Source organism: Micromonospora trifolii (assembly GCF_050516465.1).
In the GTDB taxonomy this organism is placed as follows: domain Bacteria; phylum Actinomycetota; class Actinomycetes; order Mycobacteriales; family Micromonosporaceae; genus Micromonospora; species Micromonospora trifolii.
Window position 1 is genome coordinate 6725901 of record NZ_CP191526.1, and the last position, 18373, is coordinate 6744273.

General features: G+C 69.1%; 17 protein-coding genes and 1 tRNA gene. 13 read left to right on the plus strand and 5 right to left on the minus strand.

From position 1 onward, the window contains the following. From ACQRWP_RS31345 to ACQRWP_RS31375, 7 genes are all read left to right on the plus strand, one after another. Nucleotides 1-471 carry an SRPBCC family protein gene (locus tag ACQRWP_RS31345; protein ID WP_238671243.1) on the plus strand — a complete coding sequence of 157 codons (471 nt, stop codon included), beginning with the start codon at nucleotides 1-3 and terminating at the stop codon, nucleotides 469-471. Then, the gene (locus tag ACQRWP_RS31350; protein ID WP_430499810.1) at nucleotides 468-2129 is read left to right on the plus strand and encodes an acetyl-CoA carboxylase carboxyltransferase subunit alpha; all 1662 of its coding nucleotides are present in this window, start codon (nucleotides 468-470) and stop codon (nucleotides 2127-2129) included. The genes ACQRWP_RS31345 and ACQRWP_RS31350 overlap by 4 nt, the downstream gene beginning before the upstream one ends. After that, complete coding sequence (locus ACQRWP_RS31355) at nucleotides 2116-2553, plus strand: biotin/lipoyl-containing protein (RefSeq protein WP_430499811.1); 438 nt, start codon at nucleotides 2116-2118, stop codon at nucleotides 2551-2553. Before ACQRWP_RS31350 ends, ACQRWP_RS31355 begins: the two co-directional genes overlap by 14 nt. Before the next feature lie 4 nt (nucleotides 2554-2557). Beyond that, nucleotides 2558-3943: an acetyl-CoA carboxylase biotin carboxylase subunit gene (locus tag ACQRWP_RS31360; RefSeq protein ID WP_430499812.1), complete on the plus strand. Its 1386-nt coding sequence runs from the start codon at nucleotides 2558-2560 to the stop codon at nucleotides 3941-3943. A gap of 154 nt (nucleotides 3944-4097) precedes the next feature. Further along, nucleotides 4098-5561 (plus strand): peroxidase family protein, encoded by a 1464-nt coding sequence (locus ACQRWP_RS31365; RefSeq protein ID WP_430499813.1) that lies wholly within the window; start codon nucleotides 4098-4100, stop codon nucleotides 5559-5561. Between the two features lie 105 nt (nucleotides 5562-5666). After that, nucleotides 5667-7112: an adenosylhomocysteinase gene (gene ahcY, locus ACQRWP_RS31370; RefSeq protein WP_430499814.1), complete on the plus strand. Its 1446-nt coding sequence runs from the start codon at nucleotides 5667-5669 to the stop codon at nucleotides 7110-7112. Between the two features lie 14 nt (nucleotides 7113-7126). Then, nucleotides 7127-8104: a carbohydrate kinase family protein gene (locus tag ACQRWP_RS31375; protein ID WP_430499815.1), complete on the plus strand. Its 978-nt coding sequence runs from the start codon at nucleotides 7127-7129 to the stop codon at nucleotides 8102-8104. Between the two features lie 57 nt (nucleotides 8105-8161). Here ACQRWP_RS31375 and ACQRWP_RS31380 read toward each other — a convergent pair whose 3' ends face one another. Further along, a complete protein-coding gene (locus ACQRWP_RS31380) occupies nucleotides 8162-9379 on the minus strand; it encodes a CapA family protein (protein WP_430499816.1) in 1218 nt (405 codons plus the stop codon). A gap of 250 nt (nucleotides 9380-9629) precedes the next feature. Between ACQRWP_RS31380 and ACQRWP_RS31385 the strand changes: the two genes are divergently transcribed. Next, entirely contained in the window at nucleotides 9630-11018 is a 1389-nt protein-coding gene (locus ACQRWP_RS31385; RefSeq protein ID WP_430499817.1) for a glycoside hydrolase family 6 protein, read from the plus strand. 89 nt (nucleotides 11019-11107) lie between these two features. On the opposite strand, the gene ACQRWP_RS31390 is transcribed toward ACQRWP_RS31385, so the two are convergent. Beyond that, a complete protein-coding gene (locus ACQRWP_RS31390; protein ID WP_430499818.1) occupies nucleotides 11108-12352 on the minus strand; it encodes an MFS transporter in 1245 nt (414 codons plus the stop codon). A 222-nt stretch (nucleotides 12353-12574) separates the two neighbouring features. Here ACQRWP_RS31390 and ACQRWP_RS31395 point away from each other — a divergent pair, with 222 nt between their 5' ends. The 5 genes from ACQRWP_RS31395 (at nucleotide 12575) to ACQRWP_RS31415 (ending at nucleotide 16345) form a co-directional block, all read left to right on the plus strand. Further along, on the plus strand, nucleotides 12575-13225 hold the full coding sequence (locus tag ACQRWP_RS31395; protein WP_430499819.1) for a CGNR zinc finger domain-containing protein: 651 nt from the start codon (nucleotides 12575-12577) through the stop codon (nucleotides 13223-13225). Nucleotides 13226-13353: 128 nt separating this feature from the next. After that, nucleotides 13354-13426 (plus strand) — tRNA-Arg (locus ACQRWP_RS31400). A 329-nt stretch (nucleotides 13427-13755) separates the two neighbouring features. Next, the gene (locus tag ACQRWP_RS31405; RefSeq protein ID WP_430499820.1) at nucleotides 13756-14472 is read left to right on the plus strand and encodes a LuxR C-terminal-related transcriptional regulator; all 717 of its coding nucleotides are present in this window, start codon (nucleotides 13756-13758) and stop codon (nucleotides 14470-14472) included. 11 nt (nucleotides 14473-14483) lie between these two features. Next, entirely contained in the window at nucleotides 14484-15656 is a 1173-nt protein-coding gene (locus tag ACQRWP_RS31410) for a sensor histidine kinase (RefSeq protein WP_430499821.1), read from the plus strand. Continuing rightward, nucleotides 15653-16345 carry a response regulator gene (locus ACQRWP_RS31415; RefSeq protein ID WP_430499822.1) on the plus strand — a complete coding sequence of 231 codons (693 nt, stop codon included), beginning with the start codon at nucleotides 15653-15655 and terminating at the stop codon, nucleotides 16343-16345. Before ACQRWP_RS31410 ends, ACQRWP_RS31415 begins: the two co-directional genes overlap by 4 nt. Here ACQRWP_RS31415 and ACQRWP_RS31420 read toward each other — a convergent pair. From ACQRWP_RS31420 to ACQRWP_RS31430, 3 genes are all read right to left on the minus strand, one after another. Continuing rightward, entirely contained in the window at nucleotides 16317-16928 is a 612-nt protein-coding gene (locus ACQRWP_RS31420; protein ID WP_430499823.1) for a DsbA family protein, read from the minus strand. The genes ACQRWP_RS31415 and ACQRWP_RS31420 overlap by 29 nt on opposite strands. Nucleotides 16929-17023: 95 nt before the next feature. Continuing rightward, nucleotides 17024-17515 (minus strand): MauE/DoxX family redox-associated membrane protein, encoded by a 492-nt coding sequence (locus ACQRWP_RS31425; protein WP_430499824.1) that lies wholly within the window; start codon nucleotides 17513-17515, stop codon nucleotides 17024-17026. After that, nucleotides 17512-18309, minus strand: coding sequence for an ABC transporter permease (locus tag ACQRWP_RS31430; RefSeq protein WP_410820137.1), 798 nt, complete (start codon nucleotides 18307-18309; stop codon nucleotides 17512-17514). The genes ACQRWP_RS31425 and ACQRWP_RS31430 overlap by 4 nt, the downstream gene beginning before the upstream one ends. Nucleotides 18310-18373 lie beyond the last annotated feature (64 nt).

The window sequence follows — 18373 nt, forward strand, 5'->3', positions numbered from 1 at the left end:
ATGGCCGGACACACGGACAACGCGGTCGTCATCAACGCACCGTTCGACCTCGTCTGGGACCTGACCAACGACATCCCCAACTGGCCCTCCCTGTTCAGCGAGTACGCCAGCACCGAGGTCCTCTCGACGTCCGCCGACGGGGCCGTCGTCTTCCGCCTGACCATGCACCCCGACCCGGCCGGCCGGGTCTGGAGCTGGGTCTCCGAGCGGGTGCCCGACCGCGGCGACCGGGTCGTGCGGGCACGGCGGCTGGAGACCGGCGCCTTCAAGTACATGAACCTGTTCTGGGAATACACCGAGATCCCGGACGGCGGCGTGCGGATGCGGTGGGTACAGGACTTCGAGATGCGGCCGGGCGGGCACGCCGACGACGAGGGCATGACCGCCCACCTCAACCGGACCACACGTGAGCAGCAGGCACGCATCCGGGAGATCGTGGAGAAGGCCGCGGCCGAACGCGGGCAGTCATGACCGCCACCGTCAACGCGCCCGTCGGCAAGAGCTGGCTGATCTGCCCGGGCTGCCGGGCGTTGCTCTACCAGCGCCGGGTCGAACGCAACCTGGGCGTCTGCCCGGAGTGCGACCACCACGACCAGGTCACCGCACACCAGCGGATCGAGCAGCTCTTCGATCTCGACTCGGTCGAGGAGCTGCCACCGGTCGGCGCCTTCGGCGATCCGCTCGGGTTCGTCGACACCTTGCCGTACCCGCAACGGATCGAGGCCGCCCGCCGGCGTACCGGGCTCGACGAGGCGGTCGTCTGCGTCCGGGGCACGGTCGAGGGACAGCCGTTGATCGCGGCGGTCATGGACTTCCGGTTCCTCGGCGGCAGCCTCGGCACGGGCGTCGGCGAGCGGATCACCCGGGCGGCCGAGTTGGCGCTCGAGACCCGTACGCCGCTGCTGATCGTCAGCGCCTCGGGCGGCGCCCGGATGCAGGAGGGCGTGCTGTCGCTCATGCAGATGGCCAAGACGAGCGCGGCGCTCGGGGCCCTCGACGAGGCCGGGGTGTTGACGATCTCGCTGGTCAGCGACCCGACCTACGGTGGCGTCGCGGCATCGTTCGCGACGCTCTGCGACGTCATTCTCGCCGAGCCGGGGGCCCGCCTCGGCTTCGCCGGGCCGAGGGTCATCCAGCAGACGCTGCGTCAGCCGCTGCCGGCCGGCTTCCAGACCGCCGAGTACCTCTTCGCCCGCGGCATGCTCGACGACCTGGTGCCCCGGTCGAACCTGCGGCCGACCATCGGCCGGCTGCTGGCCTTCGCGGGGGCCGACCGGTCCGCGCCGGATCCTTACCCGGTACGGGCGACCGCGGCACCCGAGCCGGCGGACCCGTGGGCGGTCGTGGCGCTGTCCCGCGATCTCGGTCGACCTTCCACTCTCGACTACATCGGCCACTTCGTGGACGGTTTCGTGGAGCTGCACGGCGATCGGCTGGCGAGTGACTGCCCGGCGATCGTCGGCGGCGTCGGCCTGATCGACGGCCGGCCCACAGTGGTGATCGGCCACCAGAAGGGCCACACGGTCGCCGAGGTGGCCAGCCGCAACTTCGGCATGGCGACACCGGCTGGCTACCGCAAGGCGGCCCGACTGATGCGCCTGGCCGAGAAGCTCGGCACGCCGATCGTGACGCTGATCGACACGCCCGGCGCGTACCACGGCATCTCGGCGGAGGAGAACGGGCAGGCCCTCGCCATCGCCGACAGCATCCGGCTGATGGCCGGTCTGACGGTCCCGGTCGTCGCGATCGTGACCGGCGAGGGTGGCAGCGGAGGCGCGCTCGCCCTCGGCGTCGGCAACCGGGTGCTGATGCTCGCCAACGCAACGTACTCGGTGATCAGCCCGGAAGGCTGCGCCGCGATCCTCTGGAACGACTCCGGTCGGGCCGACGACGCCGCCGCGCAGCTCAAGCTCCAGGCCAGCGACCTGCTGGCGCTCGGCATCGTCGACGGGGTGGTTCCCGAACCGCCCGGCGGGGCACCGGCCGATCCCGGGGCGACCGCGTCGGCCGTACACCGGGCGGTCGTCGACGCGTTCGCGGAGTTGGTCGGTCTCACCCGCGAGGAGGTGCGGGCCCAGCGCCGGGCCCGCTTCCGACAGATCGGAGGTTTGACGAATGCCGGAGGGTAACGCCGACCCGCTGGATGCCGCGGTCCGCAGTCTCGCGCGGCTGATCGGGTCGACGCCAGGTCCGGTTCGCCGTGCCCGGCTGCAACACGGCGACCTGGTGGTCGAGGTGGAGTGGCCGGACGGCGCACCAGTGGTGGCGATGGTCCCGGCGGCCCCGCCGGTGGAGGCCGACGCCGGTCTGCACTACGTGTGCGCGCCGATGGTCGCGACGCTCTACCTCGCGCCGTCGCCCGGCGCCGACCCGTTCGTCCGGGAGGGCGACCAGGTCGTGCCCGGCCAGCAGGTCGCGATCCTCGAAGCGATGAAGATGATGATCCCGGTCGAAGCCGACCGCGCGGGCGAGGTCGTGAAGGTGCTGGTGCCCAACGCGACCCCGGTCGAGTACGGCGAACGGTTGATCGCCTTAGCTGTGTCGGAGGGCTGACCCAGTGTTCGAGTCGGTACTGATCGCCAATCGGGGCGAGATCGCGGTCCGGATCGCCCGGACCTGCCGGGAGATGGGGCTGCGCACCGTGGCGGTCTACTCGACCGTCGACCGCGACTCGGCGGTGGTGCGGCTGGCCGACGAAGCCGTCCAGATCGGGCCGGGTCCGAGTCGGCGCAGCTACCTGAGCGCCCCGGCCATCATCGAGGCGGCCCGCCGCACCGGGGCCGACGCGATCCATCCGGGCTACGGATTCCTCTCCGAGGACCCGGACTTCGCGGAGATCTGCGAGGCCGACGGGATCACGTTCATCGGGCCGCCGCCCGCCGTGATGGCCGCGCTGGGCGACAAGGCCCGGACGCGGGGCATCATGGCGGGCCTCGGCCTGCCCGTGCTCCCCGGCACGACCGACGCCGTCGAGTCGGCGGCCGACGCCCGCGCGGTCGCCGAGGAGATCGGCTTCCCGCTGATCATCAAGGCGGTCGCCGGTGGCGGCGGTCGAGGCGTACGGGTGGTCCGCGACCCGGCCTTCTTCCTGGGCGAGTTCGCCTCCGCGCGGGCCGAGGCGCAGCTGCTCTTCGGCGACAACCGGGTCTACATCGAGCGCTATCTCGAGTCGGCCCGCCACGTCGAGGTGCAGGTGCTCACCGACCGCTACGGCAACGGCATCCACCTCGGCGAGCGCGACTGTTCGGTGCAGCGGCGTCACCAGAAGCTGATCGAGGAGTCGCCCGCGCCCGGGTTGCCTCAACACATGGTCGACCGGATGACCGCCGCCGCGGTCACCGGCGCGCTCGGTGTCGGCTACGTGGGCGCGGGCACCTTCGAGTTCCTGGTCGGCGGTGGGGACGACTTCCACCTCATGGAGGTCAACTGCCGGCTCCAGGTCGAACACCCGGTCTCCGAGCTGGTGACCGGCGTCGACCTGGTGCGGCAACAGATCCTCGTCGCGGCCGGCGAACGGCTCGCGCTGACCCAGGCCGACGTGACGCCGCGCGGCACCGCGATCGAGTGTCGCCTCAACGTCGAGGACCCGGCGCGCGGCTTCGTACCGACGCCGGGTGAGCTGACCCGCTTCGACCTGCCGGCCGGCCCGTTCGTCCGCGTCGACACGCACGGGTACGCCGGCTACCGGGTGCCGGCCGACTACGACTCCCTCCTCGCGAAGGTGGTCGTCTGGGCGCCCGACCGCACCCAGGCCCTGGCCCGGATGGCCCGCGCCCTCGACGAGTGCGCCGTCGAAGGGCCAGGTGTGGCCACCACCCGCGACTTCCTCCGATCGACGCTCGACCACCCGCTGTTCCGCGCCGCGAAACACGACACCTCGCTGGTCGACACCATGCTCACCGGCCTCCAGCCGGACACCACCGAAGCTCCAGGGTGCCACTAACCGAAGGGTTCACACTGCTGCCGGTTCGCGGGTTTGCGGCCCGTGCGTCCACGCGGGCGCCTGCGGACGGAAGGTGGCCGACATGGCAATTGACAACGCTTCTCGAGGTGTCAGCCGACGGCGATTATTGGCCGGAGTCGGCGCGGGGGCGCTCGTGGCCGGCACCGGGGGAGTCCTGCTCGACGCGACGCCGGCGGCGGCCGCGTTCTCCAACCGGTTCGGTCGGATGTTCCCGTCGCTGCCGGCGTTCGGATCCGCGACGACCCAGATGCGGAACGCGCTGATCGACCTGTCGCGCGTCGGCGGCCCGATGGACGCACGCGACCCGCTCAGCGTCGGTGCGGAGGCGCTCGCCGACCAGCAGCAGCACAGCATCAACAACCCCGACAACTTCTCCATCCCGCAGGGCATGACGTACTTCGGGCAGTTCGTCGACCACGACCTGGCTTTCGAGACGACGGCGCCGCTGGGCACGCCGGTCGACCCGACCACGGTGCCGAACCCCCGGACGCCGGCCCTCGACCTCGACTCGCTCTACGGTGGCGGGCCGACCGGAAACCCGGAGCTGTACAACTCGGCCGATCCCGCCAAACTCAAGATCGAGTCGGGCGGACGCTTCGAAGACCTGCCGCGCAACTCCAGTGGCAGGGCGATCGTCTTCGACGTCCGCAACGACGAGAACCTGCCGATCGCGCAGATCACGGCCGCGTTCATCCTCTTCCACAACCGGGTGGTCGACCTGGTGCGCGCACAGGGCACACCGGCTGCGCAGGTCTTCGGCGCCGCCCGGCAACTCGTCACCTGGCACTACCAGTGGATCGTGCTCAACGAGTTCCTTCCGCTGATCGCCGGGCCGGGCACGGTCTTCACAGTGCTCAACGGAGGCCGCCGCTTCTACAAGCCGGAGCCGAACGCGACGTTCATCCCGGTCGAGTTCACCGCGGCGGCGTTCCGCTTCGGCCACAGCCAGCCCCGACCGGCCTACCTGGTCAACCGCACCGGCAACGGTGGCGACGAGTTCTACGCCATGCTCTTCGACCCGGCGCTGAGCGGCGCCGACCCGGCCGACCTGCGCGGCGGGAAGCGGGCCGCCCGTCGCTACCTCGACTACCAGTTCTGGTTCCAGTTCTTCGACGGCCAGGTGCGCTGGAGCAAGTGGATCGACGTCCGCAACTCCACGCCGCTGTTCGGCTTTCCGCTGCCACCGCCGCCGTCCGGCTCGCCGTCGGCCAACCTGCTCGGACGCGACCTGCTCCGTCAGCTCACCTTCGGCATTCCGTCGGGCCAGCGGATCGCCGCCCACATCGGGGCGCCCGCACTCGGCAGCTTCAACTTCCCGGAGCTCAGTGGGTACGGCCTCGGCCTGGACTCCAACACCCCGCTCTTCTACTACATCCTCAAGGAGGCGCAGCTCCAGGCCGGCGGCGGCTCGTTGGGCGCGGTGGGTGGGCGAATCGTGGCAGAGGTGCTCATCGGCATCGCCCAGCTCGACCCGGCGAGCTACCTGAAGGTCCAGCCCAACTGGCGTCCGACCCTGCCCGCCCGCTTCTCGGGCCAGTTCACGATGGCCGACCTGCTCACGTACGCCCGGGTCGACCCGGCCAGCCGCAACTCCTGACGGCGCTTGCTCCGCACCCGGGCCCGGGTGGCCCGGTGTGCGGAGCATGGGCCCGGTTGAACGGGACTCCAACGGTCCTCGACGCGGGTGGGGGAGGGTGCGGGCATGACTGGCGACTTCAGCGATTTCAAGGTGGCGGATCTGTCGTTGGCGGCCTTCGGGCGTAAGGAGATCGAGCTGGCCGAGCATGAGATGCCGGGTTTGATGTCGATCCGGAGGGAGAACGCCTCGCGGCAGCCGTTGAAGGGTGCGCGGATCACCGGCTCGCTGCACATGACGATCCAGACCGCCGTGTTGATCGAGACGCTGGTGGCACTCGGCGCGCAGGTCCGGTGGGCGTCCTGCAACATCTTCTCCACCCAGGACCACGCGGCGGCGGCGGTCGCTGTCGGCCCGACCGGCACCCCTGACGCCCCGGCGGGTGTCCCGGTCTACGCCTGGAAGGGCGAGTCCCTCGACGAGTACTGGTGGTGCACCCAGCAGGTGCTGCTCTGGCCGGACGGGCAGGGCCCGAACATGATCCTCGACGATGGTGGTGACGCCACGCTGCTGGTGCACAAGGGCGCCGAGTTCGAGGCGATCGGGGCGGTCCCGTCGCCGGAGAGCGCGGACTCCGAGGAGTACGAGGTCATCCTTGGTGTGTTGACGCGGTCGCTGCGGGAGGACAACCGCCGCTGGACGCGGGTCGCCGCCGGGATCAAGGGAGTGACCGAGGAGACCACGACCGGCGTGCACCGGCTGTACGAGATGCAACAGGCCGGGAACCTGCTGTTCCCGGCGATCAACGTGAACGACTCGGTGACCAAGAGCAAGTTCGACAACAAGTACGGCTGCCGGCACTCGCTGATCGACGGGATCAACCGGGCCACCGACGTGCTGATCGGCGGGAAGGTCGCCGTCGTGTTCGGCTACGGCGACGTCGGCAAGGGCTGCGCCGAGAGTTTACGCGGTCAGGGTGCGCGGGTCATCGTGACCGAGGTGGACCCGATCTGTGCCCTCCAGGCGGCGATGGACGGCTACCAGGTCGCGACCATCGATGACGTGGTTGAGACCGCCGACATCTTCGTGACCGCGACGGGCTGCTTCAGCGTGATCACCAACGAGCACATGGCCCGGATGAAGCACCAGGCGATCGTGGGCAACATCGGCCACTTCGACAACGAGATCGACATGGCCGGTCTCGCGAAACGCGGAGACGTCGAGCGGATCACGGTGAAGCCGCAGGTGGACGAGTGGCGGTTCGCGGACGGTCACTCGATCATCGTGCTGTCCGAGGGGCGGCTGCTGAACCTGGGCAACGCCACCGGGCACCCGAGCTTCGTGATGTCGAACAGCTTCGCCAACCAGACCATCGCGCAGATCGAGCTGTTCACCGGCACCGACCAGTACCCGATCGGTGTCCACACCCTCCCGAAGCACCTGGACGAGAAGGTGGCCCGACTCCACCTCGACGCGCTGGGTGTCCGCCTCACCGAACTGACCAAGGAGCAGGCCAACTACCTTGGCGTCCCGGTCGAAGGGCCCTACAAGCCCGACCACTACCGCTACTGAGAGGGCCCGTCCGCATGATCGCCGTATCCGGCTCGATCGCGACCGACCATCTGATGCGCTTCCCGGGGCGTTTCGCCGAGCAACTCATCGCCGGCAGCCTCGACACCGTCTCGCTCTCGTTCCTCGTCGACGACCTCGTCGTCCGACGCGGCGGGGTCGCCGCCAACATCGCCTTCGGGCTGGCCCAACTCGGGCACCGGCCGGTGCTGCTCGGCGCGGTCGGCGGCGACTTCGGCGACTACCGCAGCTGGCTGGAGCGGCACGGGGTTGACTGCTCGGAGGTGCAGGTCAGCTCCGTCGCACACACCGCCCGGTTCATCTGCACCACCGACACCGACCTCTGCCAGATCGCGTCGTTCTATCCCGGTGCGATGGGCGAGCCCGACCGGATCAGCCTCGACGGGGTCGCCGCCCGGGCCGGTGGGCTCGGGCTCGTCATCCTCGCAGCGGAGAACCCGGACACGATGCTCGCCCGCGCCGCCGCCTGCCGCCGACTGGGCCTGCCCTTCGCCGCCGACCCGTCACAGCAGCTGGCCCGGATGCCGTCGGCCGACATCGAGGCGATGATCAACGGCGCTCGCTACCTGTTGACGAACGAGTACGAGGCGGCGCTGCTGGAGTCGAAGACCGGGCTGAGCGAAGACGACATCCTGCGCCGCGTGGGCGTGCGGGTCGTGACCCTGGGTGCCAACGGGGTACGGATCACCGGGCAGGACGGCGACTTCCTGGTACCGGCGGCGCGGGTGGACGCCATCGTCGACCCGACCGGTGTCGGCGACGGCTTCCGGGCCGGCTTCTTCGCCGCGCTCGCCGCCGACCTGCCCATCGAGCGAGCGGCGCAGGTGGGCTGCGTCCTGGCGGCGCACGTGCTGGAGGTCGAGGGCCCGCAGGAATACACGATCGACGCCGACGCCTTCGAGCGCCGCATCGCCGACTCCTACGGCTCCGACGTCGCGGTCGATGTGCGTGCGCTGGGGCTGGCCCGGGTCTGACCGGGCCAGCCGGCGTGCTCGACCGTCCCTGGTGAGGACCCCGACCTTTCGGGGCCGTTACCGGCCGGGCGCCCCGCGCACCACCAGTCCCGCCGTGTCAGCCGCCCTGGTCAACAGGTTGCCCTCGATCCGCTTGACCGCGGCCTGGTAGATCCCACGTCGCCCGGGGGACAGTGTCGGATCCGCCAACGCCCGCTCTAGATCAACCAGACGGATTTTCGGGTTCAGATCGACGAAGGTGGGGATCGCTTCGATGGCCACCACCTTCCACCTTTTCGGCTCGCTCGCCGGACCAAACGTCACCCGGGTCATCGCGCCGTCACGGTTGGCGTTGATGGGCTTCTCGTGCCGGGCGATCTGGTTGCCCATCCCGTAGACGATCCAGGTGTCGCCGATCCGCTCCACCGGCTGAACGACGTGCGCGTGATGCCCGAAGACGACGTCCACGTCGTCGATCGCGGCGATCTGACGCGCCCGAATTTGCTGGTCGGCGTCCGGCTCGTGCTCGTACTCGGTGCCCCAGTGCAGGCTGACCACCACGATCTCTGCGCCCGCCGCCCGAGCTGCCGCCGCGTCCCGCCGGATGGTCTTCACGTCGATCAGGCTCGCCACCCACTCCTTGCCGGCCGGCGGGTGCAGGCCGTTGAAGCTTCTGGTGAGGCTGATGTGCCCGATCTTCACGCCCTTGGCCTGATAGATCTTGACGATGCCGGAGTCACGCTTGGTCCGGTAGCTGCCGGCGTGCCCCAGACCCGCCTTGTCCATCGCGTCGAGGGTCCGCTTGACGCCGTCGTACCCATGGTCGAGGGTGTGGTTCGAGGCGGTGGAGCAACCGTCGTACCCGATGCTCTTGAGGCCCTTGAGCACCTCCTGCGGCACACTGAAATTCGGAAAGCCGATGTACGGGCCTCCCGGCGGTGCCAGCGGAGTCTCCAGGTGGCACAGGGCCAGATCAGCGCTGGAAACGGTCTCGCTCACCGGTGCCAGCATCGGGCCGAAGTCCAACTCGCCGCCGCCGTCTGTCCGGGCCTGCTCCCACAGCTTGGGGTGCAGCAGGATGTCCCCCGCACCGAGCACGGAGACCGTACGGTCGGCGACCGCCACCGGGTGGGGCGGATCAGCCCAGGCAGGCGATTCAGCCGGCGCGGGCGAGTCCGCCGACCAAGGGCCGAGGACGTAGATCGCGCCCACCCCGACCGCTAGTGCGACCACGCAACCGAGGATCGCCCGTAGCGTGCGGGAGCGCTCGCCGCTTAGCTGAAAATTACTCGCCACCGCGACAGGCTAGCCCGCCCTGGCCAGCCGCCCCGGCGGTACTGATGGACGAAGCGGTCCGCCGACTCGCCGTCGCACTCGGCCGCCCATAGCGCCCCGGCGTTGTGCGGGGTCGGCCTCGACCCCCAACGCGGGCATCTGCCTCATTGATGAGTGTTCACACCTTGGCAGCGGTGCGCGCCTCCGCTAACGTCCATGGGAACGCTCCCATGAACTTAGATACATCTATGTGATCTGGAGGCAACACGTCGTGGCTATCCTCTCCTCGCTCCGCCGCAGATCGGCGGCCATCAGCGCGGCGGCCGTCGCGGGCGCCACCGCCGTCGGCGTCTGCCTCGCCGTCAGCAGCGCCTCCGCCGGCACGCTGTCCGGGTCGCTCTACCGCGACCCGAGTTCGGCCGTGGTCCGCTGGGTCGCCGCCAACCCCGGCGACTCGCGTACGGCCGTCATCCGCGACAAGATCGCGAGTCAGCCGCAGGCGCGTTGGTTCGCCAACTTCAATCCCTCGACCGTGCAGTCCGAGGTCTCCGGGTTCATCGGCGCCGCCAACGCGGCGCAGCAGATCCCGGTGCTGGCCGTCTACGAGATCACCAACCGGGACTGCGGCGGGGCCAGCGCCGGTGGGGCGCCGGACCTCAACCAGTACCAGACGTGGGTGTCCAACTTCGCCAGGGGACTGGGCAACCAGACCGTCATCATCATCCTGGAAACCGACTCGCTCGCCCTGCTGACGTGCCTGAGTGGCGCCGAGATCAACGCGCGCAACGAGGCGATCTCGACGGCCACCCGGACCATCAAGTCGGGCAACCCCAACGCCAAGGTGTACCTCGACGGCGGCCACTCCACCTGGAACAGCGCGGGTGAGACGGCCAACCGGCTCCGGGCAGCCGGCGTGCAGTACGCCGACGGCTTCTTCACCAACGTGTCGAACTACAACTCCACCTCCAGCGAGGCGAACTTCGGTCGAGCGGTCATCTCCGCCCTCAACGGCATGGGGATCTCGGGCAAGCGCCAGGTCATCGACACCAGCCGTAACGGGGGCGCCAGCGGGGACTGGTGCGGCGACGACAACACCGACCGGCGCATCGGGCAGTACCCGACGACCAACACCGGCGACGCCAACATCGACGCGTACCTCTGGGTGAAGCCGCCGGGGGAGGCGGACGGCTGCCGCTTCACGGCCGGGTCGTTCCAGCCCGACCTGGCCTTCAGCCTGGCCAATGGCGCGCCCAACCCGCCCACCACCACCCCGCCGACCACGCCGCCGCCGACGACCACTCCCCCGACCACGACCCCGCCGACGACCCCGCCGCCGACCACCCCTCCGCCGAACACCACGCCGCCGGCCGGTGACGGCTGCTACGCGTCGATCGCGGTCAACCAGTGGGCTGGCGGTTTCACCGCCAGCGTGACGGTCACCGCCGGCAAGTCGGACATCAACGGCTGGAACGTGACTGTCGCGCTGCCCGGCGGTGCGGTCACCAGCGCCTGGAACGCGCAGGTCAGCGGCACCAGCGGAACCGTAGGGTTCACCAACGTGAGCTACAACGGGCGGGTCCTCGGCCGGCAGTCGACCAACTTCGGCTTCCAGGGCACCGGCACCGGCCCGGGCGTGTTGGCCGACTGCGTGACCAGCTGACCCAACCGATGCGGCGGGCCCGGCGTGGAGGACCACTCTCCGCGCCGGGCCCGCCCCCCGTGCCTGCGGAACGAGCCGGGCTGCCCCATCTACGTCTGCACGCTGGTGGCCTGTGGCTTCTCGGCATCGCGGCTGTGGATCTGTCGCGCCGACCAGTTGCTGTGGTCAGGCTTGTGGATTCTTTCTCTCTTGCGGGACATTTCGTGGCCGGCGAGCAACGCGATCGCCACGGCCGTCAGCAGGCCACCGAACAACGGGATGACGCGCACCCCGGCCGTCGCCAGCAGGCCCGCGCCGATGAACGAGCCGGCCGCGAGGCCGAAGTTGAACGCGACGCTGAGGCTGGCCGACGCCATGTCGGTGGTCGACGGGGCCACCTGCATGACGCGGTGCTGGATTCCCGCGATCAGCGAACTGAACGACATCCCCGCCACGGCGAGCAACGGGATCGTCAACACCTTGCTTGCGCCAACTGCGTAGAGGCCGAGCATCGCGGCGGTAAGGAGCCCGAGTAGGACCAGCACGACACCGAGTGGAAACCGGTCCAGCACCCGGCCGACCGCCCAGGTGCCGGCGACGCCGAACGAGCCTTGAACGAAGAGCAGCAGGCCGAGGGATGCCGCGGCGAACCCACTGACGTCGAGGAGGAAGACGGTCATGTAGGTGAACGCGCCCATGGCGCCGGTGACCGCGAGGATGGTGGCGATCAGGAGCACGACGAAGCGGTGCCGGTCCGGCATCGGCCCGACGTCGCCCGCACTCTGCTGCGGTGTGACGCTCGGCAGGAGCAGGGCGACCGCGACGCAGGTGACGAAGCCGAAGATGGCCATCGCGACGAAGGCGGCCCGCCACCCGGCCTGCCCGCCCAACCAGGTGCCCAGCGGCACGCCGAGGACGGGGCCGAGAGCGTTACCGATCGACAGTCGAGCCACGATGCGGCCTCGGATGTTCGGGGGGAACATCGAGATCGCTACCGGGAACACCACCGCCCAGAAGACGCCGTTGGTGGTGGCGGACACCAGCCGCGCGGCGAGCAACACCTCGTAGGAGGTGGCGAAGGCCGACACCGTCGTCGCCGCGGCGAACACGCCGAGGGCGCCGGCGAGCAGTGGGCGCCGGGGCACACGTCGAGTGACCCGGGTCAGCGGGAGCGCCACAATCATGACCACCACGGCGTACCCGGTCACCAGCAGACCGGCCTCGGACCTGGAGCGTCCCAGGTCTGGCGCGATCAGCGTGAGCAACCCGATCGGAAGCACCTCGGTGGTGACGTAACAGAAAGTGGCGGCGGACAACGCGGCGAGGGCATAGACCGCGCGTCGTCGGTGCACCATGAGCTACCTCCCGGATCCTGGACGAGGTCTAGCAAGCAGCCGTGACGCACGTGGCTCGTGTGATCCCGGCTAACTAGGTTTTGAAGGTAGCATAGGTCGCCGTGTATTCCTCGATGTCTTCGTGCGGAAGGCATGCCTGGATCGGTAGCGCATCGAACGCAGGCATGAGGTGTGGACGCGGAGCATAACCACCTCTGAGCGTATAGCTGGTAGCATCGCCGCATGTCACTCGACGTGTGTCAGCTACCGTTGGTCGGCGGCCACCCGGCACTCGAACTGGCCAACACCCTCGAACGAGGGGGCGAGTCGCCGCACGACTTCCTGACCGACAGTTCCGCTTTGCTGCGCTGGTCGGTGCGGGTGAGCGTGGTCAGCGACGCGGAGGCCGGCCAGGTGGGCCGGGCGTGGCGCGACGAGCCTGCGGCGGCGCACGCGGCACTGGCCGCCGTGCGGGACATCCGTGAAAGCCTCTATCTCGTGCTGCTCGCGGCGATCACCGACGCGGACGGTGGTACGGCGGGTGACCCCATCGCCGCCGGTGCCGCGTTGGTCGCACTACATCAGCGCTGGTCCGGCGCAGCCGCCCGAGCAAGATTCGTGCTCGACTCGTCGCAGGTGCGGCTGGTCTACGGCGCGGTGCCGGCCATGCTGGTGCCCGACCGGATCGCCGAGGCCGCCCTCGACGTCATGTTGACGGCCGACCTGACCCGGGTGCGCCGCTGCCCGGTGCTCGAAGGGGGCTGTGGCTGGCTGTTCCTCGATCAGAGCCGCAACGGTTCCCGCCGCTGGTGTCGCATGGCCGACTGCGGCAACGCGGTGAAGGCGCGACGGCTCACCGAGCGTCGCCGCGCCGCCCGTTCCTCCAGTTCTTAGCCGGTCGACGGTGTCGTAGTCGCCGTTCGGTCGTCGGTCGGGGGCGATTCGCGGGTTCGACGCAGGTCAACGAGGGCCACTCCCTGCCAGCGCGGGTCAACCCGCAGGTCGTTACACTGACCACTCGCGCCCCCGTAGCTCAGGGGATAGAGCATCGGTTTCCTAAACCGTGTGTCGCAGGTTCGAATCCTGCCGGGGGCACCTCGAACGCTGGCAGCCGTGGTGGTTCCTTGTCGATCCTCTGCGTCATTTCCCGCGAATCCGATGGGGAATCGGGAATCCGGGCAGCCTGGTCACGGAGTCGTTCCGGCAATGCCGACCGCGCGCCGACGATCCCTGAGTATCAAAAGCCAGGGGGGTGAGTCACCGTTCAGTTTTGCTGGCGACTCCCAGTATTGATGCGCATATCGCGCCCGTCGGGTCACGACGCCTCCGGCGCAACGGGTCTCGCATTCCCCGGCTTCGATGCTAGGCTCCCGGAGTCAGCTCGATGCTTGTCGGGGAACCTCGATGCTTGACAGGGGAAAAGGATGAGTTCTGCGCACTCGTTGATCTCCGCCACGAACAAAGGCGATGAAAGGTCAGTGTCGGTCGCCATCGCTGATATCCATCCACTACTGTCCGGGATGTTGAACAAACTGTTCTCGCAGCAGTGGAATGTCGAGGTCGTGGCGCACGTCACATCGATGGCGGAGTTGGTCGACGGGGATGCCTGGGCCGGACGAACTGTGGACGTCCTGATCTTGCATGTCGCGCAGGTGGACTGCGCGATCGAAACCGCAGTGCGAGACGTCGCCGCCGGTTCTGCCACCCACGTGATGGTGGTGTCTGGATCGGAGAGCGATGACGAGATGGTCCGGTGCCTGCGGTCTGGGGCTCGGGGCTACTTCGGCAATAACGCTGATTTCGACTCGTTGTGTCTGGCCCTCGGTCTCGTGGCACGCGGCGGCACTGGAATCACCGGTTCGGCGGCACCGCGCCTAGCCGCACTGGCGGGGCAGGAGAGGAATTCCGCGCCGCCGTCTGCGGAGGGCCTACTGGACTCGCTGACCAACCGGGAGCGTGAGGTGGTTGCGTTATTGGCAGATGGTCAGAACAATCGCGGTATTGCGCGGAGATTGAACATTTCGGAGCGCACGGTCCGAAATCACCTCAGTCGAATTTTCTTCAAGCTCGGCGTGCAGGATCGGCTCCGTGCGGCGCTGGTGGCACGTAGATTGATGAGTCTCTCCGGGGACCCTGCTTAGAAGGGGCGTTCGTGCACCCGAAGGGAGCGGTAGAAGGTGCCCGGCTGCCGGTTCGGCCGCTGACCCACAGTGAGTTGGTCGCCGTCGACATCGTCGTCGCCGGGCTGCTCGCCACGGTCTACCTGACAGCCCTGCCCCGGTCGAGCACGCTTCCCGACTGGCCACACGGCGTGCTGGTCTCCCTGATCGCGCTCCCCGTCGCAGTCCGCAGGGTCTGGCCAATGCCAGTCTTCGCGAGCGTCGCCCTCGCATCGATCGTCAGCGTGTCACTGGGGGTCCTGCCGGACCCTCTCCTCGCGGCGGCCCTCACCGCTTACACGGCTGCGGCCATCGATGGTCAGCGAAGCCGTCGCAGTTGGCTGGTGATCGTGTCGTCCAGCGTGGTCCTGACGTTTCTGGCCGTCGCCACCGGGTCGCCGCAACCGTGGCCGAGTCGATTCGGAACACTGCTGCCCGGCCTCGCCCTGGTCGGCGCCTCCTGGGCCGCCGGAATCGCGGTTGCGCAGCGGCGGGCGTACGCGGTCTGGCGGGCTGCCGACCGGGTTGAGCGAGCGGTCTCCGACGAACGGCTGCGAATTGCCCGCGAGGTGCATGACATCGTGACGCACAACCTGGGGGTGATCGCGGTCAAGGCAGCGGTGACCCGACACCTGGCTCGGGACCGGCCGGCCGAGACGCTGGCCTCGCTCGCAGTGATCGAGCAGGTCAGCCGAGAGGCGCTCGCCGAGATGCGGCAAGCTCTCCGGCTTCTCCGGGACAGCGACGAACCTCGTGGACCGGCTCCTGGTCTGCCCGACGTCCCCACGCTGGTGCGCCGTGCCGAGAAAGCGGGCCTGACCGTCCGGAGCGAACTGCCGGAGCAGGACGACGTCCCGCCGGGCGTGTCGTTGACCGCTTACCGGATCGTTCAAGAGGCACTGACCAACGTCATCAATCACGCTGGGCCGACCCGCTGCAGCCTGACGGTCCGGAGCACCGGGAGTGAGCTCCTCGTCGAGGTCGCGGACGGCGGGCCGGTGGGCGGCCGGCCGATCCGCCCTTCCGCAGCGGAGGGGTTCGGCCTGGCCGGTATGCGGGAGCGGGTGGACATGCACAACGGTGATATGACGGCCGGGCCGCTGGCGTCCGGCGGCTTCCAGGTCCACGTGAGGATTCCGTATGCACCAGTGGGTGGTCGGCAGTGATCCGGGTCGCGATCGCCGACGACGAGCCCATGTTGCGCGAGAGCTTCCGCCTGCTGGTGAGCTCGGATCCGGAGTGCACGGTCGTCGGGGAGGCGGCCGACGGCGCGGCCGCGGTCCGGCTGGCGAAGAGCAGGCGGCCGGACGTCATGCTCATGGACGTGCGCATGCCGCACACCGACGGCCTTGAGGCCACTCGCCTGATCACCGGCGACCAGGCCACCACGGACGTCCGAATCTTGATTCTGACCATGTTCGACCTGGATCCGTACGTCTATTCGGCCCTGCGCGCCGGTGCCAGCGGTTTCCTGCTCAAGGACATCGCCCCCGCCGACCTGCTGGCAGCCGTTCATGTAGTGGCCGGCGGGCACGCGCTGTTCGCGCCCAGCGTCACCCGACGGATGATCGCTCGATTCAGTGCGGCCGAAGCCATTTCCGACACGGGTCGCCTGGATGTCCTGACCAACAGGGAGCGGGAGATCCTTACGCTCGTCGCCAACGGCCTTTCGAACACGCAGATCTGCGACCGCGAGCACATCAGCATGGCCACCGTGAAGACGCACCTCAACCGGATTCTGGCCAAGCTCAGTCTCCGCGACCGCGCCCAACTGGTGATCGCCGCCTACGAGAACGGGCTGGTTAGCGCCGGGGCGCAGGCCGAGGTCAGCCGGCATCGCCGAGGGCCTCTCTGACCGAGGTCGAGTCCGCGTCCGTCACCTCTCCGTTCACCTTGACCGTGGGGGTACCCATCACACCGGCGCGGGCAGCCCGCTCACTGACGTGTGCGGCCCAGCTGCGATACGTCCCGTCGCGGACGCACTGGGCGAAGCTTTCGGTGAGTCCGGCGTCCCGGCCGAGAGTGATGAGCCGGTCGTCGCTGAGCCCCGGTGTTTGTTCTGCCGGCTGGTGGCGGAACAGCATTCGCGCGTACTCGGTGAACCGACCGCCGTCGGCGGCGCATCCAACAGCGGCCACAGCCCGGGTGGAGTACTTCTCGCCCTGGCTCATGCGGTCTAGGAACGCCACGGGGTGGGTGACCACCGTGACTCGACCGGCCGTCACCGCTTCGTCGAGCGTGGTCGCCGTCGAATCTTCGAATTGCTTGCAGTTGGGGCACATGAAGTCGGCGTACACGTCGATGGTGACCGGTCCGCTGCCGCGGGCCACGCCGGTGCCGCCATAGGCGGCTGTTCCCGCTGGGTACAAGACCGGCTCGGCCGACTGGCTCTGAAAACGCTGGTAGCCCACGGTGCCGGCGGCGGCGAGGGCGGCCACGACGATCACGGCCGACCACACCGTACGCCGCCGGCGGCGATCGGCCGCGAACTGTGCGGCCACCGCCGCGCTGGGTGTTGGAGTGCGACTGGTTGTCATGAGACCTCCGCTCGGCCGGCGGCCATGGGAGTGGCCTGCAGCCAGTTGTCGATCGCCAGCCGGCTGGCCGGCCGAGCTGTCAGGAAGCCAGCGATCAGCAGGAAGAAGCCGTCGCGTAGCAGGTCGAGGAGATAGGTCGGCCTCTGGTTGGCGGCCAGCTCACCGCCGCCCCCGAAGCAGCCGCAGTCGATCCGGTAGCCGTGTGCCCAGACCCAGGCGATTCCCACGAGGAAGCCGATCAGCAGCACGGCCGAGATTCCGGCGGCCAGGCGCGTTCCGAGCCCGAGCAGCAGCAACATCCCCAATGCCAGCTCGATGAACGGCAGCATCGCGCCAAACGCGGTGGCCGCTTCGTACGGCAGGATGCGGTAGGCGTTGACCGTGCGGCCGGATGCGGCCAGGTCGCCGATCTTGGTTGCACCAGCGAGGAGCCACACTGCGGCCAACCCAGTGCGCGCCACGGTGGTGAACCAGGCAGAACCGATCATTGCTGGGCCTTGGCGAAGCGGTTGGCGGCCACTGCGAGGGTGCCCAGCGCCAGTGTGGTGATCATTAGCAGCTCGGCCCAGACTGGCGGCGTCCAGCCCCAGAGTTGCGGCGACTGTGACATGCCGTCGAGAAAGAAGTCACCGGGCAGGACCCGGCGGGTCGCGTCGATCGCGTACGTCAGCGGGTTGATCAGTACCAGCGTGCCTAGCCAGCCGGGCAGTCCGTTCGGTGGGAACACGGCACCGGACAGGAAGAGCAGAGGCGTCAGCGCCAGGCTGACCACGACCTCGAACGTATCGACCGACCGGATCGTCACCGCGGCCAGAATTCCCAACGCGGTGAACGTGAACGCGATGAGCGCGGCCACGGCCAAACCAAGCAGCAGGCGCGGGCTGTAGCTCATGCCGGCGTACGGAGCGACGAGTAGCACCAGGAACGCGTAGAGCGCACCGGCTGTGGCGCCGCCCAGGCAGAGACCGATCAGCAGGCTGATCCGCCGGACCGGGGCAGCGAGAGTCTGCCGCAGGAAACCGCTCTGCCGGTCCCAGACGATGGAGATGCCGACACCCATCGCGGGCGACTGGACAGCCATCATCAGCATTCCGGGGAATAGGAAGGTGCGGTAATGCTCCATGACCACCGCATCGCCACCGACCGCCTCGAGTCCGGTGCCCAACACGACGATGAACATCAGCGGAGTCACCAGGCCCATCACCACGCGAAGCCGGTTGCGTGTGAGCCGGATGACCTCGCGGCGCCAGAGCATGCCAATCGCCCCGAGGTTGCGGCGCATGCCAGCTGTCGGGGTGTCGAGCGGCTGGGCCGGGGTGAACGCGACGGGCATTTGGTCCGCATGG

Excerpts from the sequence above, each read along its gene's own strand:
- ACQRWP_RS31375 (WP_430499815.1), top strand. The coding sequence starts at position 7,127 with ATGATCGCCGTATCCGGCTCGATCGCGACCGACCATCTGATGCGCTTC.
- ACQRWP_RS31355 (WP_430499811.1), top strand. The coding sequence starts at position 2,116 with ATGCCGGAGGGTAACGCCGACCCGCTGGATGCCGCGGTCCGCAGTCTC.
- ACQRWP_RS31350 (WP_430499810.1), top strand. The coding sequence starts at position 468 with ATGACCGCCACCGTCAACGCGCCCGTCGGCAAGAGCTGGCTGATCTGC.
- ACQRWP_RS31390 (WP_430499818.1), bottom strand. The coding sequence starts at position 12,352 with ATGGTGCACCGACGACGCGCGGTCTATGCCCTCGCCGCGTTGTCCGCC.
- ACQRWP_RS31395 (WP_430499819.1), top strand. The coding sequence starts at position 12,575 with ATGTCACTCGACGTGTGTCAGCTACCGTTGGTCGGCGGCCACCCGGCA.
- ACQRWP_RS31405 (WP_430499820.1), top strand. The coding sequence starts at position 13,756 with ATGAGTTCTGCGCACTCGTTGATCTCCGCCACGAACAAAGGCGATGAA.
- ACQRWP_RS31430 (WP_410820137.1), bottom strand. The coding sequence starts at position 18,309 with ATGCGCCGCAACCTCGGGGCGATTGGCATGCTCTGGCGCCGCGAGGTC.
- ACQRWP_RS31345 (WP_238671243.1), top strand. The coding sequence starts at position 1 with ATGGCCGGACACACGGACAACGCGGTCGTCATCAACGCACCGTTCGAC.
- ACQRWP_RS31425 (WP_430499824.1), bottom strand. The coding sequence starts at position 17,515 with ATGATCGGTTCTGCCTGGTTCACCACCGTGGCGCGCACTGGGTTGGCC.
- ahcY (WP_430499814.1), top strand. The coding sequence starts at position 5,667 with ATGACTGGCGACTTCAGCGATTTCAAGGTGGCGGATCTGTCGTTGGCG.